The sequence below is a fragment of the Holdemania filiformis DSM 12042 genome, from assembly GCF_000157995.1.
GTDB lineage: Bacteria > Bacillota_I > Bacilli_A > Erysipelotrichales > Erysipelotrichaceae > Holdemania > Holdemania filiformis.
This window is the reverse complement of the sequence record NZ_GG657553.1, coordinates 415879-435239: the sequence shown is the minus strand read 5'-3', so window position 1 is coordinate 435239 and position 19361 is coordinate 415879. Positions and strand designations below refer to the sequence as shown.

Sequence of the window (19361 nt, the reverse complement as noted above, 5' to 3'; positions counted from 1 at the left end):
TTAAGCACGGGACGACAGAAAAACAGGAACGTGTTTCAGCGCTGCCAGGAGCCCAGGGCAATGAACTTTTATTTCTGGGGCGAATCTTGTCCCGCGCGTTCAATGACAAACGGTTATAATCGAAATATCAAAGCCGGTGCGGGGAGCGAATCAGCGATCCGCAAGCCGGACATTCCAACTCGAGGAGGAGAAAGCATGACACGAAAAGTAATCTGGGACAGCGCGCCTGTCCCGCGGTTTCATTCACAACGCCAGCCGGTCTTTTTAAGCGATCAGACGATGAAGGAACGGCGGGATAAAATTCTGACCCGGATGGCAGAGCATCAGCTCGACTGCCTGGCAGTTTACTGCGATCTGGAACATGGATCCAATTTTGAATATTTAACCGGCTTTTTGACCCGCTTTGAGGAGTCGGTGCTGCTGCTGTTCAAAACGGGCCGGGCGGTCTTGCTGCTGGGCAATGAAAACACGAAAATGGTCCATACTTCGCGGATTCCGGCGACGATGCTGCACGTTCCGTTTTTCTCGCTGCCGAATCAGCCGATGACGGATGACGGCCGCCTGTGCGATTTTTTCACGCAGGCCGGGATTGAGTCCGGCATGAAGATCGGCGTGGCCGGCTGGAAGCTGTTCACCAGCCAGACGGAGGAAAACAGCACGCTGTTCGATGTGCCTTCGTTCATCGTCGAGGCTTTGCGCCAGGCCGGCGGACGGCTGATCAACGCCACGGGGCTGTTCATTGATCCGCGTAACGGCGCGCGGATCACCAACAACGCCAACGAATTGATTCATTATGAATACGGTGCTTCACTGGCTTCCGACTGCGTGCTGAGGGCGATGGAAGCATTAGCCCCGGGAAAGACCGAGCTGGAAATCGGTTCATTGATGAACGCCGAAGGGCAGCGCCCGAGCGTCGTAACGATCTTTTCTACCGGCGACCGCTTTGAAAAAGCAAACCTGTATCCCCGCGGCAAAGCGATCCAACTTGGCGATAAGCTGTCGTTAACGACCGGATACAAGGGCGGACTGACCAGCCGGGCCGGCTATGCCGTCAGTGATCCGTCGCAGCTGCCGGAAGGTGCGCAGGATTATCTGGAAAAGCTGGCCATGCCGTATTATGCCGCCGTTGCGGAATGGCTGGAAACTATTCATGTCGGTCTAGGCGGAGGGGAGCTGTACGAGCATATCGAAAGGGTATTGCCCAAGTCGCAGTATCACTGGTCGCTGAATCCGGGACATTTGAGCGCGGATGAGGAATGGCTCTGTTCGCCGATCACCCCGGGGTCCACGATTCCGTTAGCCAGCGGGATGCTTTTCCAGATCGACATCATCCCGTCGCTGCCCGGCTATGGCGGAACCGGAGCGGAAAGCACTGTGGCGTTGGCGGACGAGGCTTTGCGTTGTCAGATCGAGAAAGAAGATCCGGTTTTATGGGAAACAATCCGGCAGCGCCGGGCTTATATTCAGCAGGAGCTGGGCATCGTTCTGCATGAAGACGTGCTGCCGATGTGCGATACCGTAGCGTACTACCGGCCGCTGATGCTCAACCGGGAAAAGGTTCTGAAAATAAAGCGCTGAGCTTTCCGGTCTTTCCATCTTTGAAAAGAGCTGAGGGTCAATTTCTGACCCCCTTTCTTTTTTCAGGCTGCGTATACTTAGGGTAAATAAACGAAGAAAGGGGTTCACCACATGAAAGTATTAATTGGCGGCTTTGTCGCCGAGTCCAACGCCCGCGTGAAAAAGCCGTGTGCGCTGCAGGATTTTATGATGAAAACCGGCGATGACGTCGTCGACGCGCTGTATGTCCGCGATTTGTTTGAGGAAGCCGGAATCGAAGTGATTCCGACGATTTACGCGGACGGCCGGGCCGGAGGACGCGTGACCCGGGAAGCGTTCGACTTCATTCTTGAACAATTCCTGAACGGCGTGCGCGAACACATCGACGAGATCGACGGGATGTTTTTCTTCCTGCACGGTGCAAGCAATGTCCTCGGATTGGAAGGGGGCAGCGGCGAGCATACGATCATCCGCGAAATCCGCAAACTCGTCGGGCCTTATCTGCCAATCGCGATGGTCATGGATCCGCATGGCAATCTGTCCCAGGAACAAGCCGATAACTGTCAGATTATCCGCACTTTCCGGCATTCGCCGCATACCGACCGGCCGGATTGTCACCGGCTGGTAGCGAAGCTGTTTATCGACTTACTGAACAACCGCCGCGATATTCATCCGGTATACCGCAAGGTTCCGATTTTAGTCGGCGGGGAGCGCAGTGTTTCGCTGGATGAACCGATGGTTTCCATCAACAAACTGCTCGATGAAATCGAGGCGGATCCGCGGATTCTGTGCTGTTCCTATCATATCGGCTATGTGCGCCATGACAACGCGAAATGCGGCGCCAGCGTCATCGTTGTTCCGCAGACGGAAAACGATCGGGCGTATGCGGAAGAGAAAGCTGATCAGATCGCGGCCTTCGCCTGGAGCAAGCGCCGGGAGTTCCATTTTACCGGCAACGCGCTGGAGCCGGAAGACGCGTTCCAACAGGCGGTTGACTATCCTCAATCCCCGGTCGTCATCACCGATTCCGGAGATAACTGCACCGCCGGCGGTCCAGGCTGCAACACGACGATTTTAAAGCAGTGTCTGGCTGCGAAAGATCTGCATGGCAAGCGGGTTGTATTCGCCTGCATCGCGGACGCGGAAACCGCCCTGGCCTTGAAAGATAAACAGCCGGGTACCCATGTCAGCGTCGAGCTGGGCGCGAATCTGGATGAATTGTCGGCGAAGGTGCATCTGGAAGGCACGGTCAAAGCGACCGGTGAGCTGCATCACCACTATGGCGAAACACTGTCCGTCGGCACCTGCACGACGATCACGCTGGACGGCACGACGATTGACGTGATCATCGCGGAAAAAGCCGTTTCTTTCGCGGAGGATCAACAATATACCGCAGCCGGACTGAATTTGTTTGATTATGATCTGATCATCGTCAAGCAGGGTTACATTTACCCGCGGTTAAAGGAACTGGCGAAGTTCAGCGTAATGTCGCTGACTGACGGCGCGACAAACCAGCGCACGGAAAAGATCCAGTACCGCACGATCTTACGTCCGATGTATCCGATCGACGAGATTTAACTCGGATTTACAATCATTTCTGACGTCCGCCCTTTGACGGACGCCGTTTCCAACCTCCCTTGGGTCTGCGGTGTGATCGCCGCGGCCCTTTTTGATTGTTTTTCTTTTTTATGAACGAGCGCTCGTTCCAGCCTGACTGTCCGCGCTTCCCTCAGACTTTGATGCTTAATTTCATCCTGATTGCGCTCCATTGCTCATCTTGGAAGACTCATTTCCGTACATTTTTAGTTTTGGGGATTGACAAGGCTTAAAAATCTGCCGTACATTCAAGGGTGCAGGAACCTGTTTCCCCGGCCTTTTTCCGCTTAACCTGTAAGCGCTTGATGTCCTTTAACGAAAGCCGATTTCCCAGTTTGAATCCTGGGTCGATTTCTGAACCCCAAAGGGGAAAGGACGCATGCTAAGATGAAGGCGACAACAGTGGTAAACAGGATTCAATAGAACAGAGAGGAACCTAGGTATGAAGATCAATCGGCTCAGTTTGCTGAACTCCTTGTTTAACGTGCTGAATGAAAACAATCAGGGAGATCCCTATTTCATTCTCGCTGAATATTTTCTCGAGCACTATCATGAATTGTCGAGGCTCAATATTTATGACGTGGCCGCCGACTGTTTTGTGTCCCGTTCCAGTATCCGCCGGTTCTGTCAGGCGATCGGGTATGAGAACTTCGTTGCATTTAAAGATGAATTCGCCCAGTACGACGATCAGCGGGCAAGCTTTCAGAAGCATGCCGGACGGGAGAACTACCGCGAAACCCTGACGCAGGAAATCAACGCGATGATCGCCGAGCTGGATCAGCGCATGAACACGGCGGAAGTCGAGCGGCTGGCCGAACGGATTCACGACGCCCGCGAGGTCGTCTTTCTGACCTCCAGTGTCGGCGCGACCTCGGTCGCTCAGTTCCAGCATTCGATGATCTTCCAGAACAAGGTCATCCGGATGGTTTCCGATATGTATGAGAACATCGATTTCGTAAAGCATTTACAGAAAGAGGATCTGCTTCTGGTGATTTCCGGATCCGGACTGTTCGCCGCCGCTTCGCGCGATTACCTGCGGGACAATCCGGCGTATAAAATCCTCTTTACGCTCAACCGCAGCCATGACTTCGACGACGTGTATGATACGATCTATCATCTGAGCGCCGCCGACCGGTCGCAGGAAGCGAAATCCGTCTATTATACCTATGGAACGATCTATGTGCTGGATGTGCTGTACAGCGTCTACGTCAAAAAATATGGAGACTCTCAATAAGCGCCGCCAATCCGCATTGCGGAAGGGGCAAAGGAGAGAAAACAATGGACTACGGACGAGATCCAATTTTTCCGGAGGGCTTTCTGTGGGGAGCGTCCTCCGCGGCCTGGCAGGTTGAAGGCGGGGTTGCCGAAGGCGGCCGCACACCGGCCATCATCGACCTCAACAGTAAGACGAAAAAACCTTATGCTGACAATTCAATCGCCGCCGATCATTACCACCACTGGAAAGAAGACGTACAGCTGATGGCGGAGTGCGGCTTCACCTCTTACCGCTTTTCGCTCGCCTGGCCGCGGATCATTCCCGCTTCCGACGGCAAGGTCAATCCGGAAGGCATTCAATTTTACAACGATTTGATCGACGAGCTGCTCGAGCACAACATTACACCGATCGTCACCCTGTACCACTACGACATGCCGGTGTGGGTGGATGAACTGGGCGGCTGGCGCGACCGGCGGGTGATCGAGCTGTTCGACCACTACGTCCGCGTCTGCTTCGAGGCGTTCGGCGACCGTGTTAAATACTGGCTGTCGATCAACGAACAGAACATGCAGATCGTCTACGGCAAGTGGCTGGGGCTGGACAAGGGCTGCGCCGATTGGGAAAAAGACAAGTGGCGGATTAACCACATCATGAACCTGTGCCATGCCAAGGCTGTGATCGCCTGCCATGAATTAGTCGAGGGCGGCAAGATCGGGCCGGTGCCGGGCTATGTCCCGATCTACCCGGAAAGCTGCAAGCCGCAGGATCAGATCGCGGCGATGAATGCCGAAGAACTGACGGAAAAAATCTGGAACGACTTGTATGCGTTCCGCGAATACAGCGGATTTGTCAAGCAGTATTGGAAGCTGCACGACATCGATCCGGATATCCGGCCGGGGGATATGGAACTGATCGGTCAGGCCAAAATTGATTACTTCGCCCTCAACTGTTACCGTTCCAACGTCGCGAAGGATTGCCCGAAGGAGGAAAGCTACCTGGAGCTGGCGCTGAATAAAGAAGGTAAAAAAGGCCAGTTCGTCTATCCGAAATTCCCGGGCGAATATGCCCTGGCGCCGAACCCTTACGTCGAAACGACGGACTGGGACTGGGAAATCGACCCGGTCGCGATGCGGTATATGCTAAGGTATGTCTGGGATCATTACCGTCTGCCGATGATGATCACGGAAAACGGACTGGGCGCACACGAACAGGTCGGCCCGGACGGCCAGGTGCACGATGCGAACCGGATCGCCTTCCTGCGCGATCAGATCTATCAGGTCGGTCTGGCGATTGAAGACGGGTGCGAGGTGATCGGTTATAATCCCTGGTCGTTTACCGATCTGTTAAGCACCGGCAACGGAATGGCGAAGCGCTACGGCTTGGTTTATATCAACACGACAGACGAGGAAACGCTGGATCTGCGCCGCATTCCGAAGGATTCCTTCTATTGGTATTCCCGTCTGATCCGCTCCAACGGCCGCGACTGGGGAAGGCCGGCAACAAAAGAAACAAACAGAAACGAGGAGAAGAACGCATGAAGGGCAACGCTCAGGAAAAGAAAATGATCGACGAGATCGTCCGGCTGGTCGGCGGGACGGAAAATATCAACACGGCGATGCATTGTTCCACCCGCATCCGCTTTACGCTCAAAGAGGAAAAGAAAGCCGACGTGAACGCCTTGGAAAACGTCGAGGGTGTTTTGGGGGCACAGTGGAAAGCGGGACAGCTGCAGGTCATCATCGGCCAGAAAGTCGGCCGCATCTATGAAATGATGATCGAACAATATCCGATGACCTCGGGTGGCGAGGTACCGGATGATTTCGGGGAAAAGAACGAAGAAAAGAAGAAATTCAGCTTCAGCGCGATCCTGGATTTCCTGGCCGGCTGCTTAGCGCCATGTCTTCCGTGCATTCTGGGCGGCGGCTTGTTAAAGGGCTTCATCTCGCTGTTTGTAATGATGAAGGTACTGACCTCCGGCAGCGATATGCATACGTTCTTAAGCATTATATCAGACGTTCCATTCTACTTCCTGCCATTCTTACTGGCCAATTCCAGCGCGAAGAAGTTCAACACGGACGCGTTCATGGCGATGGCGGTCGCAGGTATGCTGATGTATCCGACGGTAATCAACAATGCCGGCACGGCGATCCACCTGCTTGGATTCCCGGTGACCTACGCGAAATATTCCGGATCTGTCATTCCGATTATCCTGTCGGTCTGGGTGCTGAAATATGTCTACAAGGGCGTCAACAAGGTCATTCCGGATTTCTTGCGGATGTTGTTCGCACCGATCTGCGTGTTTATCATCATGGGCTTTGTCGCCCTGGGCATCACCGGGCCGATCGGCTACTACCTGTCCAGCTATGTCGCGATGGCGGTCAACTGGCTGTTTGACTTCTCACCGATCGTCGCGGGCTTCATCGTTGGCTTTACGCGTCAGTTCATCGTCTTCACCGGCATGCATCTGTCCCTGACGGCGATCATCCTGTCCAACCTGGAAGTGTACGGCCGGGATCCGCTGATCGCGATCTACGGGATTTCCGCACTGGCAGTTGCGGGTGCAGCTTTCGGAGCTTTCCTCCGGCTGAAGAATAAAAACAATAAGGAAATCGCGCTGTCAGCGGGGATCTCCGCTATCTTAGGCATCACGGAACCAGGTCTGTACGGCGTGCTGGTCCGCTTCAAGTGGCCGTTTATGGCGGCCTCCATCGCCAGCGGCGTCGGCGGAGCTTTGAGCGCCATCTTAGGCGGCTATGGTTATGTCGTTTCCACTCCGTCAGTGATTTCCTTAGCGATCTTCGGCGATACGATGCCGGTCGTGGCGCTGTGCTACGCGGTGGCGTTTGTGATCGCGCTGGTGCTGACGTATATCAAACCGTTTGACGAGAATGTGGAAAAGAGTGAGCGGGCGATTAAGGCTGAGAAGAAGGCCGTCTTAAAGATCAAGTCGGAACCGACGGCGGTGGTCGCTCCGGTGGACGGCGAATTGATCGCCTTGAGTCAGGTCGATGATAAGACCTTTGCCAGCGGGGTTGTCGGCGAAGGCATGGCTGTGATTCCTGCCCATGGGAAGTTAATGGCTCCGGTCAGCGGTACGGTGGCGATGGTCTTCCCCACGCAGCACGCAATCGGCTTTACAACCGATAACGGCGAGGAGATCTTAATGCACATTGGGTTGGACACCGTCGGCATGAAGGGCGAAGGCTTTGCGATCCATGTAAAAGAAGGCCAGCGCGTCGCCGCGGGCGAAGCGATCGGCAGCTTTGATCCGGAGCTTGTCAAAACCCGGGGACTGGATCCGGTCGTCATCGTCATCGCGACGAAGAAGGACGGCGCGCTTGCGTGCAAGCCGCAGGGTCAGGTCCAAGCTGGAAGCAGTATCTATACGATTGGCTGAGCTTGCGGTCAACTGGAAAACAGGCTGACATAGGCTTTAAAATGGAGAAGGACGGCGGGTTGAATCGGTTTTCGCCGCTTCTCGCCAAGTGAAAGTTGAGTCAAACAAGGAGGCGTTCACGATGAAAGCGGCTTATACGCGGGAAATCATTAATCCCATCCTTCCGTGCAAAATGGAAGGCTACAACGAAGCGCGGTTTTGTTTCAACCAGACGGCGCAGCAGAAACAGGTCAGCGGCGAAGGGCTGCGGACGGCCTGCGGTCTGCGCGACGATCTGCTTTTGGATACGCTGATTTTACAAGCCGGGGAAACGATGGTGTTTTTCACACTGGATATCGCGATTGCCGAGCAGCAGTTTACCGACGCCTGCCGCAAGGCGGTCAGCGAAGCCTGCGGCTTGGACGTGTCGCATATCTGCGTCAGCTGTTCGCATACTCATAACAGTCCGGTGGTGTCCCATGGCATGAACGGAGAACTGGATCCGGATCTGGAGTATTGGGAGCGGATTCAGGATAAAATGATCTATTCCGCGAAATGGGCGCTGCGGCATTTGCGCGAGGCGCAGGCGACGCTCGATCAGGTTACGATCAACGGCTTTTATAACAACCGCAACCGGCCCGGCGAGGAATACAACGACCGCTGTGAGATCCTGACGCTCCGGACTGCGGACGGCCTGCCGCTGGTGCAGCTGCTGAACCTGGCATGTCATCCGACGATTCTGGGCGCGCAGAACCTGTATATCACCGCGGATTTCTTCGGTGTGCTGCGCCGCAGCGTGCAGGGAGCGACAGGCATGCCGGTCATGATTTTCAACGGTGAAGCCGGCGACGTCAGTCCGCGGTTAATGAAAAAGGGCGTGGATTGGAATGAATGTCTACGCTATGGCGAAGGCATCGCGGCCCAGCTCATCGACCCGAAGCATCCCCGTCCGCTGACGGTGGAGAACCTGAACGTCCGGTCGGTGAAGATGACGATCGACTACAATCCGCAGACCAACGAATACCTGCTGGAAAAACAGCGGGAACTCAAGGCGGAGCTGGAAACGCTCGATCCGGACAGCGACCGTGCGCACCGGATTACCGCGTGTTATCTGCGCGATGTCGAGGACAAGCTGGCGCAGACGCGTCTGCATTACGAGCCGGAATGTCTGATTGTGGATTTCGGCAGCTTCCGGATCGTGACGGTGCCGTGCGAAATTGACACAGTGCTGGGCAAACGGATCCGTGAATACGATGGCAAGCCGACGCTCCTGTGCGCGTATGCCAACGGCTTTCATTACTATGCGGTCAACAAGCAGGAATATGGGATTGTGTTTGAATCGTTCAATACGTATTTCCCATACGGCGCGGCCGACGAGATGGTGGATCTGATTCTGGCTCAGCTTCAAGCGTAAATTAGAAAAAAATAGAATTTAGAAAGTGGCGCGCAGTCGTCATTTTCTTCTGGAATGAAAGGGGGCATCATGGCGATGATCAAGCTGATTGCGACGGATCTGGACGGGACACTGTGCAACGCGAATCATTGTCTGGATCAGACGATTGCGGAGTATATAAAGAAGCTGTCGGCGCGTCGGATCGAATGGGTGCTGGCGAGCGGCCGGGCGATGGAAATTGTCGAACCGTTGTTTGCGAAGTACGCCTTCCGCTGTCCGGTGATCGCCTTAAACGGTGCGTTGGTTTACGACCGCGAGGGAAAGCTGACACAGCGCTGGCCGATGAAGACCCGGCAGGCGCAGGCCATGCTTCATGAAATTCAAAAGCAGGGAGTTCTGGCTGTGGCGTCGATGGAAAACGGCGTCTGGTGCAGTGATCCGCAAGCCTACCGGCAGCGGATGGAAACGCTGGTCCGGCGGCTGCCGGATCCGGCGCTGTTTGCGCAGGAACATGGATTTTTGAGTCTGGCGGCGAAGCCATGGGAACAGCTGGGCGCCTGTTATAAAATTGAAATTTATGATTCCCGGCCGGCGCTGGCGGATTGGGCGCGGGCTGCGGCGGATTTCAAGGTCAGCGTCGTTCACGGGGACGTGATCGAAATGACGGACAGCGTGGTTTCCAAAGCGGCGGCGCTGCGGCAGCTTTGCGAATCGCGGCGCCTGGCGAACGAGGAAGTGCTGTGCTTCGGCGACAGCGAGAATGATTTGGAAATGTTGCAGGAATTCCGCTACGGACACATCATGCGCAACGCAGAGGAAGCGCTGTTGGCGCAGGTCAATCACATCGCGCCGGCGAATACGGCCTACGGCGTGCTGCGGGTGATTGAAAATTACACTGGGATTCCCATCGGAAAGGAACAAGCATGAAAACAAAGACTCTAAAAAGCTTGCAGCTGATTGAAATGGTGCTGGGCGTCGCGATCACGGCGCTGGGCCTGTCGTTAATGATGAAGTCCGGACTGGGCCAGACGGCTGTTGTGGCATTTACGCAGAATCTGGCGTTTCTGACCCAGATGAAAAGCGGTACGCTGATCATTATCTTTAACTGCAGCTGCGTCCTGATTCAGATTTTAATTCAAAGACGGCAGTTTCCCAAGCTGCAGCTGCTGCAGGTGCTGGTCGCCTGGCTGCAGGGACAGATCGTCAACGTGTTCTGTTATGAGCTGCCGGGCTTCTCAACCTGGATTCCGGGCAGCTACGGCGTCCAGTGGCTGGCGATGATTGCCGGGATTCTGTTGGCGTCGTACGGCGTAGCGGTGATGATGACGGCGGATTTAATCCGGCATCCGTTTGAACAGCTGGTCATGGTGCTGTCCGAGCGCTGGGCCATCCCGTTCAGTGTTCTGCGCAGCCGGGCCGATATGCTTTTCATCGGGCTCAGCCTGCTTTTGATCGTAATCTTCCATCTGGAATTGACAACCTTGCGCGAGGGAACCTGGGCTTCGATGTTGTTATTGGGCCGGTCGATGGCGTTCACGTTTCCCGCGGCTCGGAAATGTTCCGGCTATTGTCAGCTGAAAGAACGCGGCCTGACGTCCGTGTCTCTGGACTGATGGGAATGGAAAAAGATTCCGCCGGACGTCCGTGAGTCTTCAGCCGGCGTTTTGATGAACGTTATTAAAAAGTATGAAAGGTTATCCTGAATCCGTTCAGGTTCCTTCATACTTTTTTTATTTTCACCCTTGCGGAGCGAGAACGGAAAGTAATCGGACAGGGATGGAATGCGGGATATTCCTGGTGAGAAGCGATACTTCTTCCATTTTAATACAATCTTAATCCGGCGGCGCGGATCTTAACACGGTTTTGATTTACGGCGTGGTACGATTCTTCCGTCATTGTGAAAGGATGAAGGAGGATTACTGAATGTTAGATTTGATGATGGCCGCGATGCTGGCGGCTGGTTTCGGTTCGATGGTGCTTTTAACCTTATGGGTTGAAAAGCTGATCCGCCGGTAAAGGAGGACGGACCATGATGATCTTGGCTGCGGTGATTGCCGGTCTGGCGGTGTATCTGATTTACGCCCTGGTCAATCCCGAAAAATTTTAGAAGGAAGAATAACGTATGATACAAATCATTTGCACTTTAGTTCTGTTTCTGCTGATCCTGTTTCCGGTCGGCAATTATATTTATCACATCAGCGCCGGAAAGAAAACGTGGGCGGATCCCCTGTTCGACCGCGTTGACAACGTGATTTTCAAATCGCTGCGGATTGATCGCTCGCCGATGAGCTGGAAGCAATACGCGCTGCATTTGTTGCTGGTCAACGCCTGTCTTGTCGCTGCCGGGTATCTGATCCTGCGGCTGCAGTCGGTTCTGTTTTTGAATCCGAATCAGATTGGAAATATGGAGGAAAGTCTTTCCTTCAATACGATTATTTCGTTTATGACCAATACCAATCTTCAGCACTATTCCGGGGAATCTGGTTTGACCTATTTTTCTCAGATGGCAGTCATCATCATGATGATGTTCACCTCGGCTGCCAGCGGATACGCTGCCTGCGTTGCGATGGTGAGAGGACTGCTGGGCCAGCGGATGGGAAACTTTTATGAGGATTTTACGCGGATTACAACGCGGTTCTTAATTCCGGCAGCCTTGCTGGTCGGCCTGTTTCTGGTCTGGCAGGGTGTGCCGCAGACGCTGGCGTCCAACATTACGGTAACGACGCTGGAAGGAAAATTCCAGAATCTGGCCCGCGGACCGATCGCCGCGCTGGAATCCATTAAACATCTGGGGACCAACGGCGGCGGTTTTCTCGGCGCCAATTCTTCCACACCATTGGAAAATCCGACGATCCTGACCAACCTTGCGGAATTGTATTCGATGATGATTCTGCCGGCAGCCTGCGTCGTAACGTTTGGACGGATGGCTTATGATACACTGCGCCAGCGCAAAGCCGCGAACACAAAAATCAGCTTATCCCAGACCGATTCGGCCCGCGGGAAGGGGATGGGAAAGGAAGGCCGGACGATATTCTTGGTGATGAGCCTTTTGTTTCTGCTCGGTCTTGGGCTGTGCTTCTGGAGCGAATCCCAGGGAAATTTCGCGGTGGAAAACAGCGGCATCGTCCAGCCGGCGGGCAATATGGAAGGCAAAGAAGTCCGTTTTGGGATCGCCCAGTCGTCCCTGTTTACGACGGTGACGACCTCGTTTACCACCGGGACGGTCAATAACATGCACGATACCCTGACGCCGATGGGCGGTCTGGTTCCGCTGCTGCACATGATGCTTAACGTCGTCTTCGGCGGTGCGGGCGTCGGATTGATGAACATGCTCGTGTACGTCATCATCGCCGTCTTTATCTGCGGTTTGATGATCGGACGGACACCGGAATATCTCAATAAGAAAATCGAAGGTCGTGAGATGAAGCTGGCGGCGTTGTGTCTGATCATCCATCCGCTGCTGATCCTGGGCTTTTCGGCACTTGCCGTTGCTTGTCAATCAGGATTAGAAGGGATCACCAATCCCGGCTTTCACGGACTGACGCAGGTGCTGTATGAATTTTCTTCGTCAGCCGCGAACAATGGATCCGGCTTCGAAGGGCTGGCCGACAACACGTTGTTCTGGAACGTGACAACCGGCATGGCGATGTTTTTCGGCCGGTATATTTCGATTGTACTGCAGCTGGGCATTGCCGGCAGTTTGATGAAGAAAGGCTGCGTCAGCACTTCGGCCGGAACATTAAGAACCGATACCCCGACCTTTGCGGTGGTTCTGGTTGTCGTTGTTTATCTGTTTGCGGCGCTGACCTTTCTGCCAGCCCTGGCCTTGGGGCCGATTGCCGAAGCGCTGACGCTTGGAATCTAGGAGGTAACGTATGCGTCATCATGAAAGTTCGAAATGGATCACAAAAGAGATTCTGGGATCCAGTCTTAAAAGTGCGTTTTACAAGCTGAATCCTAAAGTAATGATGAAAAATCCGGTCATGTTTGTGGTGGAAATCGGGTTCTTCATCTGCCTGACGTTAACCTTTGTTCCCTCTCTGTTTCACGACAAGGGAACGAACTTAAGCCTGATGAACGGAATAGTCGCGCTGATTCTGTTCATTACGGTGCTGTTTGCGAACTTTGCCGAAGCGGTAGCGGAGGGCCGGGGGAAGGCTCAGGCGGAAACCTTGAAGAAAACTAAAAAGGACACGCAGGCCCGGCGGATTCAGGCGGACGGCAGCGAACAATGGATCAGTGCGTCCCAGCTGAACAAGGGCGACGTCGTGCTGGTCAAAGCCGGCGAGCTGATCCCCAATGACGGGGAAATCATCGCGGGTGTCGCCAGCATTGATGAATCGGCGATCACTGGAGAATCCGCGCCGGTCTTAAAGGAAAGCGGCGGTGATTTCGCATCCGTCACCGGCGGGACGACCGTCGTTTCCGACTGGATCCAGATTCGAATCACCTCCGAGCCGGGCCATTCGTTTCTGGATAAAATGATCGCTCTGGTCGAAGGCGCGACCCGTCAGAAAACACCGAATGAAATCGCGCTGAACACGCTGCTGGTATCGCTGACCCTGATCTTTTTCATCGTCATTGTCACATTGTATCCGATCGCGCTGTATTCCGGCGTTAAGATTCCGATCTCAACGCTGATCGCACTGGCGGTCTGTCTGATTCCGACAACGATCGGCGGTCTGCTGAGCGCTATCGGCATTGCCGGGATGGATCGCGTGACCCGGTTTAATGTGATCGCGACCAGCGGCAAAGCAGTGGAAGCCTGCGGTGATGTGGACACTTTGATTTTGGATAAGACCGGAACGATCACCTTCGGCAACCGCCTGGCCAGCGAATTTCTGCCCGTTTCCGGCGTCCGTCCGGAAGCTCTGCGCGACGCCGCCTGGATCAGCTCGCTGCACGATGAGACGCCGGAGGGGAAATCGACATTGGAACTGGCGGTGAAACAGGGCTGCCGGCTGGATGAAGCTGCGGCTCAGGGTTCGTTTATCGAATTCTCGGCGTCAACCCGGATGAGTGGTCAGGATACTGCCAATGCAAAATACCGCAAAGGATCCAGCGATGCGATCATCGAAGTTGTGCGGCAGCTCAAGGGGCAAGTGCCGGCCGACCTGAAAGAAAAGGTCGATCACGTTTCACAATTGGGCGGAACCCCGTTAGTCGTCTGCCGCGATGCTGAAATTCTGGGTGTGATCTATCTGAAGGATACGGTCAAGCCGGGGCTGGTTCAACGGTTTGAACGGCTGCGTAAAATCGGCATCAAGACGATTATGTGTACCGGCGACAATCCGCTGACCGCCGCGACGATTGCCGCGGAAGCCGGGGTTGACGGATATATCGCCGAATGCCGGCCAGAGGATAAAATTGCGGCGATCAAAAAGGAACAGGCGGAAGGAAAGCTGGTCGCGATGACGGGCGACGGGACTAACGACGCCCCGGCCCTGGCGCAGGCGGATGTGGGGCTGGCAATGAACTCCGGAACCTCGGCGGCCAAGGAAGCGGCCAACATGGTGGATCTGGACAGCGATCCGACAAAAATCCTGGAAGTCGTCGAGATTGGCAAACAGCTGCTGATGACCCGCGGTTCCCTGACAACCTTTTCGATTGCCAACGATATCGCCAAGTACTTCGCGATCATACCGGCGATCTTCTCGCTCGCGATTCCGCAGATGCAGGTGCTGAACATCATGCGTCTGGCAAGTCCGTCCAGCGCGGTTCTCTCGGCGCTGATCTTCAATGCGGTTATTATCCCCTGCCTGATTCCTCTGGCGATGAAAGGCGTTCATTACAAGCCGATGAGCGCGTCAAAGATGCTGGGACGCAATCTGATGATTTATGGCGCAGGCGGAATTCTATGCCCATTTATCGGCATTAAGCTGATCGATTTAATGATCGCGCCGCTGCTTGTCTGCTTAGGTATTTAGGAGGTTTAACAATGAAAAAAAATAGAATGACGCTGGTGCGGGCCTTCGGCTTTTCCCTGGCGATGATCGGACTTTGCGGATTCGTTTATCCGCTGATCTTAACCGGCGCGGCACAGGTACTGTTTCCTTTTCAGGCCAACGGAAGCCTGATTGAAGTGCAGGGAAAACCCATAGCGTCCGCGCTTGTCGGACAGGATTTTACAGATGAGCGTCTGTTTCACGGCCGGCCCTCGGCTTACCGGTATAACACTTACACCGCGGAAGAAGCGGCAGCCGGCAGCGGCGGCGGACTGGCCAGCGGAAGTCAGAACTACGCGCCGAGCAATCCCGCGCTGACGGAACGGATCGAAAAGGATGTGGAACGGTTCCTGGCGGAAAATCCAACCGTTAAGCGTCAGGAAATTCCCAGCGATTTAGTGACGGCGTCCGGCTCGGGGCTGGATCCGCATATCTCGGTGGAAGCGGCGCGGGTTCAAGTAGACCGGATCGTCGCGAATACCGGATTATCCAGGACGGAGGTCGAAACGCTGATCGACGAAGCCGTTGAAGAGAAAGTACTGGGCATCTTCGGCGAAACGAAAGTCAACGTCGTTCGATTAAATCTGGCGCTGGCCCGCAGGCTGGGCATGATCTGAGCAGAGGCGATCTTAATGAAATCTTAATGCCTGACGGGTGGGGAATCTTGAACGATCGTGCTACAATAACACCGGGAAAGAAACGGAGGCCGCGGCGGTGAGCGAAAGACGAAGAGATCCTGAAAGTTTATTAAGAAGCCTGAAGGAACAGACCGGATGGTCCAGCCGCGGCCGCTTGAAAATCTTCTTCGGGTATGCGGCCGGCGTGGGCAAGACCTATGCGATGCTGGAAGCGGCGCGTCAGGTCAAGGCTCAGGGCGTGGACGTCGTGATCGGCTATATTGAACCGCATGCCCGGCCGCAGACAATGGCGCTGACGGAAGGACTCGTATCGCTGCCGGTTCAGACGGTAACGTATAAAGGTCTGTCATTAAAGGAACTGGATCTCGATCAGGCGTTAAAGCGCCGGCCGCAGCTGATCCTGGTCGACGAGCTGGCGCACACCAACGCTCCCGGGAGCCGTCATCTGAAACGATATCAGGATGTTGAGGAATTGTTGAAAGCCGGGATCGACGTGTATTCCACGGTCAATGTCCAGCACCTGGAAAGTCTGAACGATATCGTCGCTTCGATCACCGGGATCGCCGTCCGCGAGCGGATTCCGGATTCGGTGTTCGATGAAGCGGATCAGGTGGAGCTGGTCGATTTGGAGCCGCAGGAGCTGATTCAGCGTCTGAACCAAGGTCTGGTTTACCGACAGGGGCAGGCGCAGAAAGCGCTCAGCAGCTTCTTTACCGTGGAAAATCTGACGGCGCTGCGGGAAATCGCGCTGCGGCGGACGGCGGACCGCGTGATGCGGATCACGGAAAAGGTCAGGCCGCAGGCATCGGATTATTATACGGATGAACACATTCTCGTGTGTCTGTCCGCCGCCCCGACCAACGGCCGGATCATCCGCACTGCCGCCCGTTTGGCACAGGCATTTAAAGGCCGGTTTACCGCCTTGTTTGTGGAAACGCCGGCATTTGGTTCCATGACGGACGCCGACCGGCGGCGGCTGCGCGATCATATCCACCTCGCGCAGCAGCTGGGGGCGCAGATCGAGCTGTTATGGGGGGAGGATATCCCTGCCCAGATCGCCGAATTCGCACGGCTGGCCGGTGTCTCCAAAATCGTACTTGGCCGCAGCAACACCCGCCGTCCCGGATGGGGATGGGGCAAGGAATCGTTTTCCGAGAAGCTCAGCGCACTTGCGCCGAATCTGGATATTTATATTATTCCGGATAAGCAGAATCAAAGCGACAGGCCCTATACGCCGCCGAAAAAGTACATTCCCGCAATTGAAATCCGACTGAAAGATCTGGGGATCACGCTGGTTACGCTGGCAATCTGTACACTGCTTTCGCTGGGATTTAGACAGATCGGATTCAGTGAAGCAAATATCATCACGGTTTATATTCTCGGCGTGCAGATTGTCGCCATCGTGACGCAGGGGCAGGGCTGCAGCCTGATCGCCTCGCTGGCGGCGGTGCTGACCTTTAATTTTGTGTTTACCGAACCTCGATTTACTCTGGCGGCTTATGACGAGGGCTATCCGGTTACGTTTGTCATCATGTTTGCGGCCGGTCTTCTGACGAGTTCGCTGGCGGGAAAGATCAAACGCCACGCCGCCCAGTCCGCGCAGACGGCCTATCGCATGAAGGTGCTGCTGGAAACCAGCCAGCAGCTTCAGCAGCAGACAACTCATCAGGGCCTGATCGACGTCATGGCCAAACAGTTGTTAAAAATGCTGAACAAGCCGCTTGTAATCTATGATTCCGAAGAACGCCGGGGGCAGCGGCAATTAACGCCCCCGTGTGTATACAACACGGAAGCGTCCGTACCGGAATCCGAACTGATTAATCCCAATGAACAGGCGGTGGCCGACTGGGTTTTCCGCAATAACAAGCGGGCCGGCGCTTCGACCGCGACGTTAGGCAGTGCGCGCTGCTATTATCTGGCCATCCGCGCGGCGGATACGGTGTACGGCGTCGTCGGGATTGCGCTGAACGGGGAACCGCTGGATCCGTTTGAAAACAATCTGGTGCTCTCCATGCTGAGCGAAGGTGCGTTGGCGCTGGACAAGGAAACGCTTGCCCGGCGCAAGGAGGAAGCCCAGATGCAGGTGAAGAACGAACAGCTGCGGGCCAATCTGCTGCGCTCGATTTCCCATGACCTGCGCACGCCGCTGACCAGCATTTCCGGCAATGCGGGAATTCTGTTGAACAGTCCGCAGTCGTTGGATTCTGCGCGTTCGCGCCAGCTGATCGCCGACATCGCCGAAGACTCTGCCTGGCTTATCAACCTGGTGGAAAACCTGCTTTCGATCACGAAGATTGAAAACGGGACAATGAGCCTGAATTTACAAACCGAACTGATGGAGGAAGTCATCACCGAAGCGCTCCAGCATATCAGCCGCCACCGCCGCGAGCATCACATTGTGCATGAAGAATGTCCGCAGATCGTACTGGTGCGGATTGATTCCCAGCTGATGATGCAGGTGATCATCAACCTGGTCAACAACGCGATCCAGTATACACCGGAAGGTTCCCGGATTACCATCCGTTCGTTTCTGGAAGGGCAGGAGCTGGTCGTCGAGGTGGCCGACGACGGGCCGGGAATTCCCGACGCCATGAAGGAACGAATTTTCGATTTGTTTTATACATCCCGCGGCCAGATTGCCGACAGCCGCCGGGGGATGGGGTTGGGACTGGCGCTGTGCCAGTCGATCATCAGCGCGCACGGCGGACGGTTAGCGGTCCGCGACAATGTTCCGCACGGCGCTCTGTTTTCATTCCGTTGTCCGGCAGAGGAGGTTTGTGCTTATGAATCAACCGTTGATTTTAATCGTGGAAGACGATAAAGCGGTCCGCAATCTGATCGCGGCCACGCTGGATACCCAGGATTACCGTTATCTAACGGCGGGAACCGGAGAACAGGGGCTGCAGGAAGCGACGCTGCGTCAACCGGATATCGTACTGCTGGATCTTGGCCTGCCGGATGGCGACGGAGTAAGTATCATCCGCCGGATCCGGACCTGGTCGTTAATGCCGATCATCGTGATCAGTGCCCGCAGTGAGGATCGCGATAAAATTGAAGCGCTGGACGCCGGGGCGGACGATTACCTGACCAAGCCGTTTTCGGTGGAGGAATTACTCGCGCGGGTCCGCGTCACGCTGCGGCGGCTGCGCTATATCCAGAATCAGAATGCGGAAAGTCCGGTCTTTACCAACGGCGAGCTGACGGTGGATTACAGTTCCGGCTGCGTATATTTGCGGGGGCAGGAGCTGCACCTGACGCCGAGCGAATACAAGCTGCTCTGCCTGCTGGCGCGCAATGTCGGTAAAGTGCTGACTCATACCGCGATTTTGAAAGAAATCTGGGGCAGCACGCTGGACAGCGACGTCGCTTCGCTGCGCGTGTTCATGACGACATTAAGAAAGAAACTGGAAAAAGGTCCCGGTTCTTTTCAATACATCCAAACGCATGTGGGGGTCGGCTACCGGATGCTCAGGGTGGAACCGAGCGACGAAAACCGGAAGGCCGCTCCGGGTGAGGAAACCCACGATGCCGCAAACCAGAACGGCTCTTTCCAGCCTTAAGATCAAATCAGAGATCAGATAAACAAGCGCTTAGGTGTGGAATCTGATCTTTTTTTGTTTCTATTAGGAAAGTGCAATGA

The 19361-nt window shown here is 55.0% G+C and carries 14 protein-coding genes; all 14 read left to right on the top strand.

Annotation, left to right across the window (positions count from 1 at the left end; translation table 11 throughout):
• Positions 1–195 precede the first annotated feature (195 nt).
• The 14 genes from HOLDEFILI_RS04430 (at position 196) to HOLDEFILI_RS04365 (ending at position 19281) form a co-directional block, all read left to right on the top strand.
• Positions 196–1578: a M24 family metallopeptidase gene (locus HOLDEFILI_RS04430; RefSeq protein ID WP_039863878.1), complete on the top strand. Its 1383-nt coding sequence runs from the start codon at positions 196–198 to the stop codon at positions 1576–1578.
• A 111-nt stretch (positions 1579–1689) separates the two neighbouring features.
• The gene (locus HOLDEFILI_RS04425; protein WP_006058263.1) at positions 1690–3135 is read left to right on the top strand and encodes a M81 family metallopeptidase; all 1446 of its coding nucleotides are present in this window, start codon (positions 1690–1692) and stop codon (positions 3133–3135) included.
• Positions 3136–3595: 460 nt separating this feature from the next.
• The gene (locus HOLDEFILI_RS04415) at positions 3596–4387 is read left to right on the top strand and encodes a MurR/RpiR family transcriptional regulator (protein ID WP_006058261.1); all 792 of its coding nucleotides are present in this window, start codon (positions 3596–3598) and stop codon (positions 4385–4387) included.
• Positions 4388–4431: 44 nt separating this feature from the next.
• Entirely contained in the window at positions 4432–5907 is a 1476-nt protein-coding gene (locus tag HOLDEFILI_RS04410) for a glycoside hydrolase family 1 protein (protein WP_006058260.1), read from the top strand.
• Positions 5904–7766, top strand: a complete 1863-nt coding sequence (locus HOLDEFILI_RS04405; protein ID WP_006058259.1) for a glucose PTS transporter subunit IIA — start codon at positions 5904–5906, stop codon at positions 7764–7766. The genes HOLDEFILI_RS04410 and HOLDEFILI_RS04405 overlap by 4 nt, the downstream gene beginning before the upstream one ends.
• A 121-nt stretch (positions 7767–7887) precedes the next feature.
• Positions 7888–9159 carry a hypothetical protein gene (locus HOLDEFILI_RS04400; RefSeq protein ID WP_039863876.1) on the top strand — a complete coding sequence of 424 codons (1272 nt, stop codon included), beginning with the start codon at positions 7888–7890 and terminating at the stop codon, positions 9157–9159.
• Between the two features lie 75 nt (positions 9160–9234).
• A complete protein-coding gene (locus HOLDEFILI_RS04395; RefSeq protein ID WP_167317119.1) occupies positions 9235–10065 on the top strand; it encodes an HAD family hydrolase in 831 nt (276 codons plus the stop codon).
• Positions 10062–10751, top strand: a complete 690-nt coding sequence (locus tag HOLDEFILI_RS04390) for a YczE/YyaS/YitT family protein (RefSeq protein ID WP_006058256.1) — start codon at positions 10062–10064, stop codon at positions 10749–10751. Before HOLDEFILI_RS04395 ends, HOLDEFILI_RS04390 begins: the two co-directional genes overlap by 4 nt.
• A 416-nt stretch (positions 10752–11167) precedes the next feature.
• Positions 11168–11245, top strand: a complete 78-nt coding sequence (gene kdpF, locus HOLDEFILI_RS20475; RefSeq protein WP_083787569.1) for a K(+)-transporting ATPase subunit F — start codon at positions 11168–11170, stop codon at positions 11243–11245.
• 15 nt (positions 11246–11260) lie between these two features.
• Positions 11261–13003: a potassium-transporting ATPase subunit KdpA gene (locus HOLDEFILI_RS04385; protein WP_006058255.1), complete on the top strand. Its 1743-nt coding sequence runs from the start codon at positions 11261–11263 to the stop codon at positions 13001–13003.
• 10 nt (positions 13004–13013) lie between these two features.
• Complete coding sequence (gene kdpB / locus HOLDEFILI_RS04380) at positions 13014–15065, top strand: potassium-transporting ATPase subunit KdpB (protein WP_006058254.1); 2052 nt, start codon at positions 13014–13016, stop codon at positions 15063–15065.
• An 11-nt stretch (positions 15066–15076) separates the two neighbouring features.
• On the top strand, positions 15077–15700 hold the full coding sequence (gene kdpC / locus HOLDEFILI_RS04375) for a potassium-transporting ATPase subunit KdpC (protein WP_006058253.1): 624 nt from the start codon (positions 15077–15079) through the stop codon (positions 15698–15700).
• A 97-nt stretch (positions 15701–15797) separates the two neighbouring features.
• Positions 15798–18542: a sensor histidine kinase gene (locus HOLDEFILI_RS04370; RefSeq protein WP_039863873.1), complete on the top strand. Its 2745-nt coding sequence runs from the start codon at positions 15798–15800 to the stop codon at positions 18540–18542.
• The gene (locus HOLDEFILI_RS04365; RefSeq protein ID WP_006058251.1) at positions 18505–19281 is read left to right on the top strand and encodes a response regulator; all 777 of its coding nucleotides are present in this window, start codon (positions 18505–18507) and stop codon (positions 19279–19281) included. Before HOLDEFILI_RS04370 ends, HOLDEFILI_RS04365 begins: the two co-directional genes overlap by 38 nt.
• The last annotated feature ends 80 nt before the right edge of the window (positions 19282–19361 follow it).